This is a genomic window from Sorangium sp. So ce295 (assembly GCF_051527405.1).
GTDB lineage: Bacteria > Myxococcota_A > Polyangia > Polyangiales > Polyangiaceae > Sorangium > Sorangium cellulosum_B.
Genome location: NZ_CP150324.1, coordinates 5960212 through 5976418 on the forward strand (window position 1 = coordinate 5960212; position 16207 = coordinate 5976418).

Sequence of the window (16207 nt, forward strand, 5' to 3'; positions counted from 1 at the left end):
CCATGCGATCCCACACCACGCTCCGCGCCATCTCCTCGCTGTTCCTCCTTGCCGCTGCGAGCGGCGTCCTCGTCGCCGCGTGCGGCGCCGCCCCCGCGACTCCCGGCGGCCCGCCCGCCGATCAGGCGCCCGCCGCGCAGCCCACCGCCACGAACCCCGCCTCGACTGCTGGGACGGCGCTCGCCCCGGCGCCGCCCCAGCCCGACCCGGCGGTGGCCTCGGCGCAGGCGGGCGCCGGGCAGGCGGGCGCCGAGCCGACCGCCGCGCCCGCCGAGGCGGCGAAGCCATCGAACGGCTGTCCCGACGGCATGGCCCGGGTCCCGGGCGGCAGCTTCGTGATGGGCCCGCTCAAGGTGAAGGCCACCGTGGATGACCTCTGCGTCGACAGGACCGAGGTCACCGCGGAGGCCTTCGCGGCGTGTGTCAAGGATGGCAAGTGCACGGATACGTTGGCCAATTGCGCCAAGGAGGCGTCGACCTACGGCGTGGCCGGCAAGGAGAAGCAGCCGATGGTCTGCGTCGACTTCTCGCAGGCACAGGCCTACTGCGCGGCGCAGGGCAAGCGGTTGCCGCGCGACGACGAGTGGGAGTGGGCGGCCCGCGGCGGCGAGGAGGCGCGGCCGTATCCGTGGGGCGAGGAGGCGCCGAAGGATCAGCTCTGCTGGTCCGGCGGCGGCACCGCGCGCAAAACCGCGTGCGACGTGGGGAGCTTCCCGGCCGGCGCGAGCCCGCAGGGCATCCAGGACCTGGCGGGCAACGTCTTCGAGTGGACGACCAACGCCAACGACGGCAAAGGCAAGATGCGCATCGCCCGCGGCGGCAGCTGGCGCGACGGCATCGCGCCGCTCGTCAGGACCGCGCGGCCGGGCGGCTTCGAGGCGACGTACCGCTGCGGGTTCCTCGGCATCCGCTGCGTCGTCGAGCCGGCGGCCCAGGCGACGAAGTAAGCTGCGCCGCGCCGGCCGAGCGCCAGACCGGATCGGCTGGGAATGCCGTCCCTGACACCGGACGCGTGAGAAACGTCGGCCCGTTCAGCCCGCCGCTGCCCGATGCGACGAACGTGTCGACGAAGGCGCCGGTCGCCAACTCGAAGCGGCTCACGTCGTTGGTCCCGACGTTGGTCACATAGACGAGGCCGTCGCCGCCCTTCACCATGCCGAACGGCTCCGAGAGCCCCTGCCCCGAGGCGAACGCGTCAAGGAAGGCCCCCGTCGTGCCATCGTAGCGCAGGATCTGATCCGTGCCGCGGCTCACGACGACAATGCATATGGCGTGGGCTTCTGCGGATTCGGTGAAGTACCTATCTTTCCCTGCCAACCAGACCGCTCCGCTGGCCACGGCCACGGCCGAGTCCATCAAACCCACGATATCCTGCGCGTACCCAAGCGAATACCCGTCGATCGCAGTCTCGGACAGCGCCGCGGGGGGGACCGGCGCGGTGTTTCGTATCGCCTACTATCAAGACGACAGCAATTGTGTCAACGGAGGCGCCGGGTGGGTGGTCGCCCAGAAGCCTGCGACGGGATATTGGCCCACCGTCGGCCAGAGCTATGGCCCCAATGCGTCCACTTGGTCGCAGACGTACTGGCTGTCCCTCGTGGCAAGCGAGACCACAGGTGATTTCTACCTCGTGACCAGCCAGCAAAAAAGCTGGTCCGGGGAAAGCACGGAACTCCACCACGCAAACGCCAATGACCTCACGAACACCTGGCAGAGCGAGCAGATCGTACCGCGGCTCTCGGTCATCGACGTCGCAACGACGATGAAGGGCTGCGATCCGATCCTGCGAATCGTGTATTCTGATTTCTCGCTTGGAGGCAACGGCGGCATCTACGGTCCCACCTACTATCGTACGGGGATCTGGGCAGGCGCCGCGGCGGCCACTCCTACCTGGACGAATGCGGCTCCTGTCCTCCTCGACTCGAACGGCAGCTACGGGACGGCCTTGTTCTGGGAGAGACCCGTCTCCAAATTCTCATTGCAGAAGCGTGTCTTCTACTCGCTCTTCGAGCGCGAGACGTTTTCGGGCGGGAGCCCCAGCTACTCGCTCGTCGACGCGTACGATACGGTGCCGAACATAAGTGGCCCGGCCTGCGTCATCGGTAACGAGCTGTGAGGTGAGCGGGTGGGACCTGCCCTGGGCTGCAAGCCACGTTGACGCCGGACAGATGAACCTGCCGGCGTGGTCGGTCGCGGAGCCACATGGCGTGCGGGACGCGTCGATCGACGATCCGCATTCAAATGCCTCGAAATCTGCTGCCAGCGCGCCCCACGCGAGCGCTGCTGGCAGCTCGATGCGCTGATGGTCTGACGCAGCGCGCGGCCGTCACCCGCGATCGTCGACCGCCATGGAGCGCAGGACGCGCTCGGAGGCTTCGGCGTGCTCGAGCAGCAGCGCCGCAAAACCGCGCTGAAGCTCGATCTTGCGGCGCATCCACGCCTCGAAGGCGCCGCGGTCGAAGCGCGCGAGGTCGTGGGGGGCGGCGGGCAAATCGCCCGCAGCCCGCATCGTCTCCGCGGCGCGGCCCGCCGCCTCGCCGATCTCGCGGTAGCCGGCGGCCACCCGGCGCATCGCGTCGTGTTCGAGGCGGGCCTCGGGCGTTGCGCTGCCCACCCAGCGCGCGTGGGCTTCCAGGTTGTCGGCCACGTGTCGGAACAGCTCCGCCAGCCGCTCGGGAACCACCGCGTTGTTCGCCAGATCGCATCCACAGGGCTCGTCCATCGGTACCTCCTGTCCATTCGCCCCAACGCGCGAGGCGTCGGGTCGTGACCGCGGTCGTGACCGCAGGCCGCAGTCGAGGAGCGGGCGGTCGGGCGTGTGGTATCCATGGCGGCCGCAGTGTCGTCGTCCGCCGCGCCCGCCACGATGGCGGGTTGCCCGCCCCGGAGCCCTGCCGATGACCGACGTCCACCACGCTGAAGCCACCGCCTTCTTCGACGACTTCGTCGCCGCGTTCGCGCACTTCGACGGGCCGCTGATCGCCCGCCGCTACCACGTGCCGTACCTCGCGATGCACGCCGCCGGCCTGCACGACCTGCTGACGAGCGCGGAGGCCGTCGGGGCCTACTTCCAGCGCATCGTCGACCAGTACCGCGGCGACGGCTGCACGGCCTGCCGCCACCGCGGGCTCCAGGTGGTCACGATGGGGGACGAGGCGCTGCTCGCCACCGTGTCGTGGGACCTGCTGGACGCGTCAGGCGGCGTGCTATCGACCTGGCGCGAGAGCTACAACCTGCTGCGCACGCCGCAAGGGCTGCGCATCTTCGCGTCGACGGACCACTGATTCAGAGGAGCTCCGCCGTCGCCCGGCGGGGGTGGCATCCATTTGAAATTCAGAATCCTCGTGGCGGCCGTGCGCTCCCGGCGCGGAAGCGCAAGGAGGCGACCGCCTGAGCGCGAGCGGCCAACGAAGCCGAGCGCGCGACGGTCCTCGAGAGGATCGCCGGCGCCGGGCCTCGGCCGATCAGATGCTGCACTCCACGAAGCCCTGCGTGTTCGTGGAGACGTTCATCTCCCACCTGGACTGGGTGGCGTCGTACTGGACGACCACGCCGGTGGAGACGCCGCCGCGGAGAATGCCGCCGATCCCCTTGAGCCAGCACGTCTTGCCGGTCACCGCGGGGCCGAGGTTCACAGACCCTGCCTGGATGCCGTGGTAAGCCTCGCCGAGGTAGTCCGTCACCTGTACGCAGCTCGCGTAGCCGGCGACCTTCCCCTGCCCGTGGAGGTACCAAGAGTTGCCGTCTTTCTCCACGCCGATGTAGTCCGACGCGCTGGCGAAGTTGTCGCCGCCCTCGTAGTTGATGACCTGCGTCAGGAAGCAGCGTCGGTTGTTGCTGGTGGACGCGAGGTACACCCTGGGGTTGGTCGTGGTGTAGCTGTTGTTGGAGTAACCGACTTGCGTGATCATGCTGCCGGGGTTGGCGAGCCCGCCGTAGGCACGAACTGACACACCCGAGTCGGCGTGCGCGAACACGCGCGCCGTGCCGAGCCAGCTGTACATCGCGACGTTGCCACCGTCCCGGAGGTTTCCGGTCACGCCCATGATGTAGGCCGCGTTCCCGCTCCAGGTGCCGAGGTTCTGGAAGGCGTTGCCCGACGTCGCGGTGGCGCTGCTGTACCCGAACGCGGCAAACGCCTGCTCGGCGGTGCCGATCGCATCGTCCTCGCCCCCGGCGACGTCGCCGTTGCCCAGATCCGGGCCCTCGACCTCGACGCTGCACCCCAGGAGGGCGACGACCGAAGCGACCGACAGCAGCCGAAAACAAGCGCGAGCTAGTTGCATGTGCATAGCATGTTCCCCTTTTCGAACGCAGCGGGCCGAGGCGGCGCGCTGCGACGGCAATGCTACGCGGACAACTGTGGTACCAGGCTGGACCATGTTCGAATTCTTGAAGCCGGCGCGCTTGGTCGACATCGTGGGCACGGAGCTCATCCTGGGCGTCGGGATCCACGCCTTGCGCGCGCGCGGTCCCGTGCGGGTGGTCGAAGCCGGTGGACGTTTCGACTTGCGGGTCGGCCCCGCGACGCTGGAGACGTTGGACGGCGCCGCGTGGTCGGCGTATCCGTTCGCGCTCACAGCAGGGCTTGGCGGGGACGCGCAGTTCGAGGGACGGACTTTTGCCGTCGAGCCGCGCGAATTCACCGTGCTCGAGCTCCCGGGTGAAGTTTGGTTTGGCTTGGAGGTGCGCTTGACGGAGCAGCGCACCACGAGCGGCCCCTGCCTCGTCAGTTCGCGGACCGTGAGCCTCGGCGTCACGTCTACGCGGCGCTTCGCCAGGCCACTGGAGAAAGCCCAATGGATCGCTGGATCCCCGTGGCGCGCGTCGACCGCGCCGGAGGTATGGCCACCCGAAGTCGTGCATCGCAGTCTGCTCCCCGAGCAGCACACCGCGGTGCACGTCGCGCCCGAGCTCTATGGCGTCTTGCGCGATCGCGAGGAAGGAGACCTGCGCTTCAGCTTTCCTCGCGAGAAATACGAGGAAGCCCTCCGGATCTGGCGCAGCGTCGCCATCGCCGTCGAGGACACCGAGATGCGGCGGTCGACGAGCCCGTCGCTGCGCGACCTGACAGGCCCGCAGCTCTCCGCATCCTCGCTCTTGTTGCTACCGTGGCTCGGCCTCGAGCTCACGCGACGCGCCCGCGGAAATCCCATCGTGCAACTCTTCAACGATCAGCTGTGCTGTATCGACGACGAGGACCCGGACTGGCGCGAAGCGCTGGCAGCGGAGGGCACGCGCCTTTCAAGCAGCCCCGACGGTCTTGTTCAGAGCCCGCCCTTGACCTTTCGCGACGGCGCGTGGGTGGCCGCCGAGTGATTGCTTTGGGCGCCCCGGCAATACCCCGCCCCAGCGCGCTGCGCACGGCGTGGCGTGTCGTGCGCCGATGGGTGACCGGCTGTCAACTCGGCGAGGGGTAGGCGCGCGTCGCGGTGGGTGCGCGGCGGCGCGCTCAGAACATGGCGCGGGGGTTCGGCGCGTCGGCCGGGATGTCCTGCAGCACGTCCCAGTGCTCGCAGAAGCGCCCGTCGGCGACGCGGAAGATGTCGACCACCGCGACGCCGCGCGGCCGCCGCGGGTTCACGAGCTTGTAGTGCACCACGGCGTACTCGGCGTCGGCGATCATGCGCTGGATCTCGACCTGCGCGCCGTGAAGCGGCGTCTCGCCGTCGCGGAAATAGGCGATGAAGGCCTCGCAGCCGTTCATCCCGGGCGCGGCGCGCGCGTCGGGGTTGTGGTCGACGAAGTCGGCGGTCAACAGCGCGCGGACGGCGTCCCAGTGCCTGCCGACCACGGCGTCGTACAGCTCGAGCAGCATCCGCTTGTTGCGTTCGGGGTTCATACGGAGGGGGCGTGCCTTTCTGCACCGGGGAGCATGGTCGCTCGCCGGTGCGTGCTCACCCTCGCAGCGGGGCGCGCGGCGGGCTTGAATCTGCGCGCCAATCGTCGGCCGCATCGCGCGCGCACCGCGCCGTGGGCGCGTGCTAGCGCGTGCGCGCGACCGCGCGGTACGCGCTCGGCGGCATGCCCGACGCGGCGCGGAACTCGCGCGCCAGGTGGGCCGCGTCGCTGAACCCGTACGCGTGCGCGATCTCGGTGAGCGGCCGAAGCGAGCCGGCGATCGCGACGGTGGCGTCGCGCATGCGCACGCGGCGCGCGAGCGCCGAGGCAGTGGTGCCGTGTGCCGCGAGCCGGCGCTGCAGCGTGCGGACCGACTGGCGCGTGGCGTGCGCGAGGCCCTGCGGTGTCCACGGCGCGTGCAGCTCGCGCGCGATCGCCGCGAGGGTGGCGGCGACCGGGTCGTCCGCGGCGCTCGGCGGGTGCAACGTCTGGCGCGCGGACGGCGCCGGCGCGGTCCGGCGCGACCACGCGAGGCGGAGCGCGACCGGCGGCTCGGCAAGCGACGCGGGCCCGAGCCAATGGGCGTCGCAGGCGAGCTCGCGCCACGGTCCGCGCGCGGCGCGCGCCGCGACGACGAGCTCGCCGTGGCCCATCCGGCGCAGCAACGCGGCGAGCACCCCGGTGATCATCACGGTCTGGCTCGCGGGGGCGAGAGCGCCGGCGTACGGCTGCGCCGCGAGCTGCAGCGCGCCGGCGCCGTCGAGCGCGAACCGCGTCTGGTGGCGCACGCCCCAAGCGCGCTCGAGCGCGCTCCAGCGATGCGCGAGCTGCGCCACGCTCGCGGCGCTCTCGAGCAGGTAGAGCGTCGGCGAGAAGGTCAGCGCGTCGAGCCCGTCGCCCAGCGCGAAGACGGCGCCGAGCCCACCGACGCGTGCGCGCTCCGCGACGAGCGCCCGCAGCGGCGCCGCGGGGCTGAGGGCCTGCAGGGCGGGGTCGGGCGCGCGCGCGACGTGCGCGTCGCGCGCGCGGACGCGCTGCGCGAGCGCGAGGTGGAGCAGCTGCAGGCTGACGTTCTGCGACACGGCGTGTGGACGCAGCGACAGGCGTGTGGCCGGCCGCGCGCGAGTGTGGCACCTGCGCGCGCGGGCCGCCACGGTCGTGCGCCCGCGAGGGCGAAGGGCGCGCGCGCTAACCTCCCCCTCCTGGGCGATCTCTCGCCGCCAGAGCGCGATATCGCCTTCGGCGCGCCCGCAGGCTGTGGAGTGAAGGCTGCCTCCTCGTTGGTGCTAGCGAGGTCGACGACAGGCGCTGCCCGCGGCATCGCCGGCGGGGCGCTCAGGAGCTCCGAGAGGGTGCGAGCGGCGATCTGCGCGGTCGTGAGGTTGCCCGCCGCGTGGGCGGCGGTGATGGTCTGCGTCAGGGTCGCGAAGAGCACCTGGCGCGGACTGTCGGCGAGTAGACATCTGCCTTGCCCCCCTCGAAACCCGCGCAAATCCGCGTAATCGTGCCATCCCGCTCCGCCGGGGCCTATCCTCATGGGTCCCCGCTCCGAGTGACAAGCAGCCTCGGTCACGGGAAGGTTCGCGGGCCGAACGACCGTGGAGGCGCGCCGGCCACGTCATGTCAGCTATCGCAACCCGCGCCGACCGGCTCGAAGGTGATGCGATCGAAGATGGAGACGTAGTCGGGGGACCGCACGCCCGTGTTGGCGATCATGCCGACCTGAAGTGTCGCCGGCAGATCGGCGCGGGTGATGGGCGCGACCGACGTCGGCCACCCCGTGTCGCCTGGGTGGCGGTAGTACCACCTCCGGGCGAAGGTGATGCGCGCCGGGACGCTGTTACCGCGGTCGGTCCGAGGCGCAGGGCCTACGTCGCGACGGTGGCGCGTGCGCTACGGTCATGCTGATGTTGCCGTCGAGCGTTCGGGCGATCGACACGGATTCACAACGGAGGCATTGGATGAACAGCACTCGATGGGTGGCTTTTCAGAACGGCGGATCGCCCGGACGCGGTGCTGCGCTGCTCGCCGCAGCATGCCTCGCGGCATGCTCCTCGGTCGTCATTCCGGATCAGCGCAGCGGAGGAACAGGCGGCGACGGCAGCGCGACCAGCACCGGAGGCGCGGAGACGGCCACGGGCACCGGAGGCGCAGGAACGACCACCGGCACCGGAGGCGCAGGAACGACCACGGGCACCGGAGGCGCGGGAACGACCACGGGCACCGGAGGAACAGCCACGCCGGACGATCTACCCTGGAGCAAGACGATCGCGGGTTCCGGAGCGGAGAGTCCCCGCGCCGTGGCGGCAGATTCAAAAGGGAACGTCTTCTTGTCGGCCGAGATCTACGAATCGACCGATCTCGGCTGCGGCCCCTTGAGCGCAGCGTCAGGGCCCCTCGACGCCCTGGAACTCGGCGCCTTCGTCGCCAAGCTCGACGCGTCGGGTACCTGCCTCTGGAACGTCGCCTTGCCGAACACGGCGAGCGGCATCGCAAAGTACTCGACCCTCGCCGCCGACGCGCAGGGCAATCTGCTCGCCGCAGGCCTGGCCCGTGGCACCATCGACCTCGGTGCGGGTCCCATGGCAGGCGCGACGGAGGGCCAGGATATCCTGGTCGCGAAGGTTGACCCCGATGGCCGCCTCCTCTGGGCGAGGCGCTTCGGTAACGATGCCGTTCAGCTCGCGCCCCACATCGCGGTCGACCGAGCCGGGAACGCGGTCGTCACCGGCGGCGCGAGGGGATCCATTCCCATCGGCGACGAGCCGATCGTGAGCGCCGGCGGCGTCGATGCCTTCGTTCTGAAGCTCAATCCCGCCGGCGAGGTGCTCTGGGGGAAGCTCTTCGGAGATCACGACTACCAGGCCTGCAGGGGCGTCGCACTGGACAGGCAGGGCAATGTGCTCGTCATGGGCGATTTCGGCGGAACCATTGATCTCGGCGGTGGCCCCCTCGTCAGCGCGGGGGACCGAGACATCTTCGTGGCGAAGCTCGACCCCGACGGCACCCCGCGCTGGAGCAAGCGTTTCGGCGGTGCGCTCAATCAGACCGGCCTCGACATCGATACGGATGAGAAGGGGGATCTGCACGTCCTCGCGGCGCTCGACGGCACGGTGGACTTCGGCGGAGGCGCTCTCACCGCGAGCTCTGGTATCGCCGTCGCGAAGCTCGATCCCGATGGACAGCACATCTGGAGCAGGCAATTCGGCGACGGCATGAGCGTGGTCCATCACCAGCTCGCGGTGGACGATCAGGGCAGCACCGTGCTGACGGGCTGCTTCGACGGCACGATCGACTTCGGCAACGGGCCTATCGGCAGCGGCGACGGCGCGGTGGAAGAGGCTTTCGTCGCCAAGCTCGACCCCCGCGGGGACGCGCTCTGGAGCCGATACTTCAGCGGCGCCGGAGCGCAGTTCGGATGGGATATCGACACAGACCCCGGGGGCAACGTCTTCGTTCTCGGCGGATTCGAGGGCACGGTCGATCTCGGAGACGGCCCGATCTCCGCCCAGATGCGAGATGTCTTCCTTCTGAAGCTCTCGCCCTGATCTGTGCCTTCATGAGAAAGCCCTCGGGCTTTCAAGCTGATCGGGTGCGCCAGCCGCCAAGGGCGACGATGGCGCTGCGACGTACGATGTCGAGCAACTCCTCGAGATCTGCGCCGAGGATCGCGAGCGGTGGAGCCAAAGACCAACGAGCGCTTCTACGCCATGGACGACGTCGTCGTGCAGCAGCCGACGGCACCTGGGGCACGCCGGGCCAGGGCGGCGGCGGCGGTCGCTTGAGCGGGCTCGCCCTGTGCGACGGATTGAGGCCTGCTGTCGCGAGTTCTCCAGCTGGGCCGAGGGAGCGCCAACGCGGACCAGGACATCCAGACGCCTGCAGGAAGGGGCAAGCGGACTCTGGCACGGCCGCTGCGGTCCAGGGGCGCCTCGACACCGAAGGCCGCGCGAAGCGAGCTCGGACTCTCGCGGCGCAGACGTCAAGGCGGAAGGAGGAGCGGGGTCATGGTGCCGCCGTCATCCCTGACCTTGCCTCCAGCGAGCTGCCGAATAAACCCAGCCGCACTCTCGATGGTGTTCAGCCAGTCAGCGCCCTTGAGACGTACGTGATCATCGGTCTTAAAGCCGAGCACGTCCACGGACACAGACCAGAGTCCGTCGGGGTCCTCGCGTAGATCGCCAATGCGGATCGTTATGGTCCGTGGCGCGCTTCCATCGGACGGCGTGAAGGTGGAGACGATCTCTAATATATTCATCTTTCGCAGTCCTTGAGGCAGCGACTGACTCGGCACCATGTAGCGCGACGCCGGCGCGCTACATGCTCGCCAGCATTTCGCTCAATCCCGCGGTTGCCACCCGCGGCGTGCTCGACCAAGCGGACGGTGACCTCGCCCCGGTCTCGTGCTCGCGGGACTCATCCCGGCGACGCTGAACACCTCGCCGGCCATCTGACCGAGCTCAAGCACCGCCCCGAGAGCGCGGCGCTGAGCGCGGGTGTCCACGAGCGCGTCCACTCGCTCAAGTTTCGCCTTGCAAAGCTCGGCGCTCGTTCAGGGGGTAGCAGAAGAAGTCCCGAACCCGAGGTCGTCTTCGCCAAGCCATCTTAATCTCGCCCCGGCGGGAGCAAGCGTGGTGAGGATCGGCGGTACGATCCAGCATGCCGCGAGAAATGCCTGGAGTTCATCGACACCATAAAAGTGGCGAGAGTACGGCTCCTCGAACCCACTGATCTCAAGTAGCACTCGGAAGTCTCCTCCCGGAAGGGGATCGGGCTCTGGAAGCCCGATGCGAACAACGATGGCATGGACGTCGCTCGAACCGGGCAGCGTCATTTCGAGGGTGCGCACCAGCGCCCTGATGGCCGCAGTAGAACTCATTGTTTAGTCCTTGCACTTTTTGATGCACTCAGCATATTCGTTATTACACTTTTCCCAGCACCTCCGACGAGCTGGCTTGTCGCTCTCAGGAAGCTTGCGACAGTCCGCTTCGCACGCCTCCGCTACATCGACGCAATGCTGCCGACAAGAGCTACTAATCGAGCTTGAGTTCGTCACCCATCGGCACGGGCCGCATGACTGCGCGCCCGAGCCGAGGTGGACCCCGTTGGCATACTCACATCGCTCCTTGGCTTCGTCCAGGCTCGCATGCTGGCCCTGGTAGAGCGAGGTGCAGGCACCGGCCTCTCCCCAGTTCTTGCACTGAGTCGAGCCAGCCTTCCACGTCACCGTGCACTCGGCGAGCTGTGAGCCGCCGCTGCACGGGTCCTCGTCGTAGCCGGTGTGATTCTGCGGCTCCAGCGGAACATACCCGAAGCCTCCGACCCCGCCGGTAGGGGTGATGATGCCCCCGCCGGCCCCCTCCGTTCCATGACCCCGGACGTAGCACTCTCCCATGTCGAAGTTGCACCCCGTGAGACCGAGCACCAGAAGAACGATCCGCCTCTTCATTTCGACTCTCCCCCGAACCTCCAGATAGGCCCAGCCGTGACCATCAGGACCATGCCGCCGGGAAGGACACGGCTGCTCCCGCCGGCCCAGTCCACGTTGACGCTCGTCGACGCCCCCAGGCGCCCGGCGAAGTACCAGTCGGACTGAGCGCGGCCGCCCGGAGCGACCCCCATCACGCGATCGCAGATCACGGCGCCGCACACCTGCATCATGTAGATCGACAGCGACGGCCCGAGGCTGACGTTGCCGGTCTTCGTGGTGTACCCGAAGGTGACCGCCGTCCGATCGTAGACCCCGACGCCTGCCCCTGGGACGACGCTGAGCACGTTGTGGACTTCGATCCTGAAGTCGCCCGTCCTGCGCCACAGCCACCCGATGAAGGGGCTCACGGCGAGCTCGGGCTCGGTCCCGACCTGGATCCCACCGACGCTCACGCCGCCGCTGAACTCGAGCGCCAGCGCCGGCGCGGGAGCGACGACGAGGGAACAAGCGCAGAAAAGGCCAAGCTTGCCGTGGAAGCGCATCGACATGGTGCAGGCTCCTCGCCGAGCGGCGGCGACACACGGTGCGGATGCACTCGTTATTCTTCCGAGTGTGCTCTGGGCGTCAAATAGAAACTCGGCGAGCGCATCCGAAAGGACATGAGTCGCTCCGTTCCGGGCATTCGCCCGTGCGCACACGGTTCCGCGGTAAGAGAGCACCGCTTCGAGAGAGAGCGTCTTGTCAGCGAACATGCGCGCGAGCAGCGGAGAGAATTGACCTTCCATCCCAGAACCCGTTCCGCTCTCTCGATCTCTCGCGCTGCCCAGCGGACCGCCGGGCTCGCGGGCGGCCGCTGCCCCGTCCGGCGCTCGCGCCTTGCCTTCCGGCGCGGCGCAGCGCACCTTCGCGCCCAGCGACCATGCCCGGCGACGACCCCTACGTGATGCCCGCCTACGTCAAGCTCCTCGTCGCCGACGCGGAGCGCTCCGCCTCGTTCTACGAGCTCCTCGGCTTCACCCGCGTCCACCAGGACCCGGTGTTCATCCACCTGCGCTGGGCACGATACGCCGATCTCTTCCTCGTCGCGACGCCGCCGGGGGTCTCGCTCGCCGGGCAGCGCGGCCTCGGCGTCATCGTCTGCTTCAGCGCCGCCGGCGACCGCGGCATCGAGACCATCGCCGCGCGCGCCGCGGCGGCCGGCGCCGCCGTCGACGGGCCGCGCGACCAGCCGTGGCACACACGGGAGATCGTCGTCACCGACCCCGACGGCTACCGCCTCTGCTTCGTCGAACCGAGCACGCCCCTCCCGAGCTGAGGCACACTGCCGGCGCCTCCCAGGCGGCGCCGGGCGCGCTCGTGTATCATCCCACCGGCATGTCGCCGGAGCCGTCGCAGCCCAAGCCCATCGGGCGGTATCTGCTGTACAGCCCGATCGCGTCCGGCGGGATGGCGTCCGTGCACCTCGGCCGGCTCGTCGGCGACGCGGGCTTCTCGCGCACCGTGGCCATCAAGCGGCTGCACCCCGCGCTCGCCGAGGCGCCCGAGATCGCCGAGAGCCTGCGCGACGAGGCCCGCATCGTCGCGCGCATCCAGCACCCCAACGTCGTCGCCATGGTCGACCTCCTCGTCGCCGAGGACGAGGCGTTCCTGGTCATGGAGTACGTGCGGGGCGAGTCGCTGGCGCGGCTGCTCCGGGCGGCGCGCGCGGGCGGCGCGCCGGCGCCGGTGCCCATCGTCGCGAGCATCGCGTGCGGCGCGCTCCACGGCCTGCACGCGGCCCACGAGGCGCGCAGCGAGTCGGGCGAGCCGCTCGGCATCGTGCACCGGGACGTCTCGCCCGAGAACGTGCTCGTCGGCGTCGACGGGACGGCGCGGCTGCTCGACTTCGGCATCGCCAAGGCGCGCGGGCGGCTCAGCACCACCCGCGGCGGGCAGATCAAGGGCAAGCTCGCGTACATGGCGCCCGAGCAGCTCCTCTGCGCCGACGTGACCCGGCGGACCGACGTGTTCGCGGCGGGCGCGGTCCTCTGGGAGGCGCTCGCAGGCCGCCGGCTCTTCGACGGCGGCGACGAGGGCGACCTCATCCGGGCCGTGCTCGAGGAGCCGATCCTGCCCCCTAGCTCGCTCGCGGCGCACGTGCCGCCTGCGCTCGACGCCATCGTCCTCCGTGCCCTCGAGCGGAACCCGGAGGGCCGCTACCCGACCGCCCGCGAGCTCGCGGTCGCCATCGAGGACGCCGTCCCGCTCGCGTCGCCGCGCGCCGTGGGCGAGTGGGTGGAGGCGCTCGCCGGCGACGCGCTCGCGCGGCGGGCGGCGCGCGTCGCCGCCATCGAGAGCGCGTCGGCGGGGATCCCGGGCGGCCCGGCGACGGCCAGCTCGGGGGCGACCGCGCGGGGTGGGTCGGGCGCGCCCGGCGACGGGGCAAAAGACGAAGGCGAGCCCACGCCGCCGGGCGGCCCGGCGCGCGGGCTGGCAGAGACCGCGCCCTCGATCCCGTCGAGGGCCCTCGATCAGGGGACGCCGGCGGCCGAGCCCACGCCCGGATCGGTGACGTCCAGCGGGATCTCGCTGGGACTGCCTGCGACCGACGGCGCGCGGCCCGATGGTCCGCCCCCCACGGCGAGGAAGCGCGCGCGCCCGCTGCTCGCGCTGCTCGGCGCGCTGCTCCTCGGCGGCGCGGCCGCGCTCGCGACGCAGTCGTGGCGCCGCGCCCCTCCCGGCCCGGAGGACGCCGCGCGCGCGGTCCACGCGGCGCCCGCGGCGCAGCCGGCCGGCGCCTCGACGGCGAGCGCGGCGAGCGCCGTCGCAGCGAGCCCATCGAGCACCGCCGCGACTGCCCCGACGAGCGCCGCGCCTGACCCCTCGAGCACCGCCGCGGCTGCCCCATCGAGCACCGCCGCGGCTGCCCCATCGAGCACCGCCGCGCCTGACCCGGCGAGCGCCCCCGCGGCCGACCCGGCGAGCGCCGTCGCGCCAGCGCCCGCACAGCGCCCGGCGCGCCCTGCAGCCGGCGCGCGCGCGCCTGCCCCCGCGGCACGCGCGACCCGCGCTGACGCCCAGCGCTGCTCCCCGCCCTATACCGTGGACAAGGCCGGCATACGCCGGCTCAAGCCTGAGTGCCTGTGAACCGATGAACCCTCCGTGTCCCGCCCGCGCCCGGCTCGCGCTCTCCCTCGCCGCCGCCGCGGCGCTCTCGCTCACCGGCGCCCGCGCCGACGCCGCGCCCGACAAGCAGGCGTGCGCAGACGCCTACGAGCGCGCGCAGGGCCTCCGCCACGACGGCCGGCTGATCGAGGCGCGCGCCGCGCTGGTCGTCTGCTCGCAGCCGACGTGCCCGGCGGCCGCCGTCGCCGACTGCGGGCCGTGGCTCGCCGCGGTCGAGCAGAGCCTGCCCTCCGTGGTCGTCGCCGCGAAGGACGCGCACGGGCGAGAGCGCCTCGACGTGCGCGTGCTCGTGGACGGGCGCCCCCTCGCCGCGGCGCTCGACGGCAAGGCGCTGCCGGTCGACCCGGGCCCGCACACCTTCCGCTTCGAGCCCGCGACGGGCCCCGCCGTCGAGGAGCGCGTGCTGATCCGCGAGGGCGAGAAGAACCGCCTGCTCACCGTGACCCTCGGCGCACCTTCGGCCGGCGCGCCCCCCTCGCCTCGCCCGGTCGCCCCGCGCGCCGCGCCGCCCGCGGAGCCCTCGGTCCCGGGGCTCGTGTGGGCCTCCGGCGCCGTCGGCGTCGCTGGGCTCGCGGTGTTCGCCGTCGCCGGCGCCCTCTCGCTGAACGCCGAGGCCGACCTGCGCGCCACGTGCGCCCCGCGCTGCGCGGAGGGCGAGGTGCGCGCCATCCGGGTCCAGCACGCGGTTGCTGACATCGGCCTCGGCGTGGGCGTCGTCGCCCTGGGGGCCGCTGCGTGGCTCTACATGACCCGGCCGACCGCGGCGCAGCCCCCGAAGGCCGGCGCGACGGCGCTCTGGCCGTTCATCGCCGGCAACGCCGCGGGCGTCGCGGGGGCCTTCTGATGCGCGCGTCGGGCCGCGCCCGCGGCGCCGCCGCCGCCCTCGCGGCGGCGCTCCTCTCGGCGTGCTCGCTCCTGCGCCCGCTGCACGGCCTCACCTGCGAGCCCGGGGCCGGCAACGCCTCGTGCCTGTACGGCCAGCCCTGCGACGCCAGCGCCGACTGCACGACGGCCGCGTGCACCGAGGGGGTCTGCCAGTGCCCCGCCGGCATGGTGACGATCGAGAGCTCGTTCTGCATCGATCGGACGGAGGTGTCGAACGTCGCCTACCGCGCCTTCCTCGCCACGCAGCCGGACGTCGCGGCGCAGGCGCCGTTCTGCTCGTTCAACAGCACCTTCGATTTCGACGACGCCGGGCCCGACGCGCCCCTCGTGTGCACGATGCGCCGCAAGGAGGACGAGCACCCCGCCACCTGCGTCGACTGGTGCGACGCGCTCGCCTTCTGCAAGAGCCAGGGCAAGCGCCTCTGCGGCGAGCGCCACGGCGGCCCGCTGCCGTTCCGCGGTGACATGGCGCAGGGCGAGTGGTTCGACGCGTGCAGCAAGCACGGCGCGCTCGCTCACTCCACCGGCGAGTTCGACGCTCTCCACTGCAACGGTGACAGCACCGAGACGGTGCCGGTCGGCGACGACACCAGCCTGGCGTGCGAGGGCGGCTATCTCGGCCTGCAGCACATGAGCGGAAACGTCCGCGAGTGGGAAGACGCGTGCTCCGACGACGTCGGCTCCGGAGACCTCTGCAGGACCCGGGGCGGGGCGTTCGACAGCGAGGGAACGCTCGACGAGCTCCGGTGCGACGCGCGGGACGAGCGCGAGCGCGCCGACACCGATCATACGATCGGGTTCCGCTGCTGCAGCGGGTAGCGCGGAGGCCGTTGACGACGGGCGAGACCGATGCCGTCCCCGAGGCCCGTGCGCGCTCGCCGGAGG

17 protein-coding genes are annotated in these 16207 nt (G+C 71.0%); 9 read left to right on the forward strand and 8 right to left on the reverse strand.

Annotated features, from left to right (window positions below):
• Positions 1–2 precede the first annotated feature (2 nt).
• Together WMF11_RS22460 and WMF11_RS22465 are read left to right on the forward strand one after the other, a co-directional pair.
• Complete coding sequence (locus tag WMF11_RS22460; RefSeq protein ID WP_437910540.1) at positions 3–947, forward strand: formylglycine-generating enzyme family protein; 945 nt, start codon at positions 3–5, stop codon at positions 945–947.
• Positions 948–1240: 293 nt separating this feature from the next.
• A complete protein-coding gene (locus tag WMF11_RS22465) occupies positions 1241–2116 on the forward strand; it encodes a hypothetical protein (RefSeq protein ID WP_437978856.1) in 876 nt (291 codons plus the stop codon).
• 210 nt (positions 2117–2326) lie between these two features.
• On the opposite strand, the gene WMF11_RS22470 is transcribed toward WMF11_RS22465, so the two are convergent.
• On the reverse strand, positions 2327–2647 hold the full coding sequence (locus tag WMF11_RS22470; protein WP_437978857.1) for a hypothetical protein: 321 nt from the start codon (positions 2645–2647) through the stop codon (positions 2327–2329).
• A 250-nt stretch (positions 2648–2897) separates the two neighbouring features.
• On the opposite strand from WMF11_RS22470, the gene WMF11_RS22475 reads away from it, so the two are divergent.
• The gene (locus WMF11_RS22475; RefSeq protein WP_437910543.1) at positions 2898–3284 is read left to right on the forward strand and encodes a hypothetical protein; all 387 of its coding nucleotides are present in this window, start codon (positions 2898–2900) and stop codon (positions 3282–3284) included.
• Positions 3285–3464: 180 nt separating this feature from the next.
• Here the strand turns inward: WMF11_RS22475 and WMF11_RS22480 are convergent, their stop codons facing one another.
• Complete coding sequence (locus tag WMF11_RS22480) at positions 3465–4286, reverse strand: hypothetical protein (protein ID WP_437978858.1); 822 nt, start codon at positions 4284–4286, stop codon at positions 3465–3467.
• Between the two features lie 94 nt (positions 4287–4380).
• Between WMF11_RS22480 and WMF11_RS22485 the strand changes: the two genes are divergently transcribed.
• Entirely contained in the window at positions 4381–5319 is a 939-nt protein-coding gene (locus tag WMF11_RS22485; protein ID WP_437978859.1) for a hypothetical protein, read from the forward strand.
• Between the two features lie 133 nt (positions 5320–5452).
• Here the strand turns inward: WMF11_RS22485 and WMF11_RS22490 are convergent, their stop codons facing one another.
• The 3 genes from WMF11_RS22490 to WMF11_RS22500 all read right to left on the reverse strand — a co-directional run bounded on the left by WMF11_RS22490 (position 5453) and on the right by WMF11_RS22500 (position 8080).
• Positions 5453–5842, reverse strand: coding sequence for a nuclear transport factor 2 family protein (locus WMF11_RS22490; RefSeq protein ID WP_437554711.1), 390 nt, complete (start codon positions 5840–5842; stop codon positions 5453–5455).
• A 142-nt stretch (positions 5843–5984) separates the two neighbouring features.
• Positions 5985–6923, reverse strand: coding sequence for a helix-turn-helix transcriptional regulator (locus tag WMF11_RS22495; RefSeq protein ID WP_437978860.1), 939 nt, complete (start codon positions 6921–6923; stop codon positions 5985–5987).
• A gap of 989 nt (positions 6924–7912) precedes the next feature.
• Complete coding sequence (locus WMF11_RS22500) at positions 7913–8080, reverse strand: hypothetical protein (RefSeq protein WP_437978861.1); 168 nt, start codon at positions 8078–8080, stop codon at positions 7913–7915.
• Positions 8081–8141: 61 nt separating this feature from the next.
• On the opposite strand from WMF11_RS22500, the gene WMF11_RS22505 reads away from it, so the two are divergent.
• Positions 8142–9389 carry a hypothetical protein gene (locus WMF11_RS22505; protein WP_437978862.1) on the forward strand — a complete coding sequence of 416 codons (1248 nt, stop codon included), beginning with the start codon at positions 8142–8144 and terminating at the stop codon, positions 9387–9389.
• A 434-nt stretch (positions 9390–9823) separates the two neighbouring features.
• On the opposite strand, the gene WMF11_RS22510 is transcribed toward WMF11_RS22505, so the two are convergent.
• From WMF11_RS22510 to WMF11_RS22520, 3 genes are all read right to left on the reverse strand, one after another.
• Entirely contained in the window at positions 9824–10099 is a 276-nt protein-coding gene (locus WMF11_RS22510; RefSeq protein WP_437910548.1) for a hypothetical protein, read from the reverse strand.
• 294 nt (positions 10100–10393) lie between these two features.
• Complete coding sequence (locus WMF11_RS22515) at positions 10394–10720, reverse strand: DUF6968 family protein (RefSeq protein WP_437910549.1); 327 nt, start codon at positions 10718–10720, stop codon at positions 10394–10396.
• Between the two features lie 566 nt (positions 10721–11286).
• Positions 11287–11820: a hypothetical protein gene (locus tag WMF11_RS22520; RefSeq protein WP_437910550.1), complete on the reverse strand. Its 534-nt coding sequence runs from the start codon at positions 11818–11820 to the stop codon at positions 11287–11289.
• A gap of 371 nt (positions 11821–12191) precedes the next feature.
• Here WMF11_RS22520 and WMF11_RS22525 point away from each other — a divergent pair, with 371 nt between their 5' ends.
• The 4 genes from WMF11_RS22525 to WMF11_RS22540 are packed head-to-tail and all read left to right on the forward strand — an operon-like array spanning position 12192 to position 16141.
• Positions 12192–12587, forward strand: coding sequence for a VOC family protein (locus WMF11_RS22525; protein WP_437910551.1), 396 nt, complete (start codon positions 12192–12194; stop codon positions 12585–12587).
• Positions 12588–12646: 59 nt separating this feature from the next.
• Entirely contained in the window at positions 12647–14398 is a 1752-nt protein-coding gene (locus WMF11_RS22530; protein ID WP_437910552.1) for a protein kinase domain-containing protein, read from the forward strand.
• Between the two features lie 4 nt (positions 14399–14402).
• Positions 14403–15281, forward strand: a complete 879-nt coding sequence (locus WMF11_RS22535; RefSeq protein WP_437978863.1) for a hypothetical protein — start codon at positions 14403–14405, stop codon at positions 15279–15281.
• A complete protein-coding gene (locus WMF11_RS22540) occupies positions 15281–16141 on the forward strand; it encodes a formylglycine-generating enzyme family protein (protein WP_437978864.1) in 861 nt (286 codons plus the stop codon). Before WMF11_RS22535 ends, WMF11_RS22540 begins: the two co-directional genes overlap by 1 nt.
• The last annotated feature ends 66 nt before the right edge of the window (positions 16142–16207 follow it).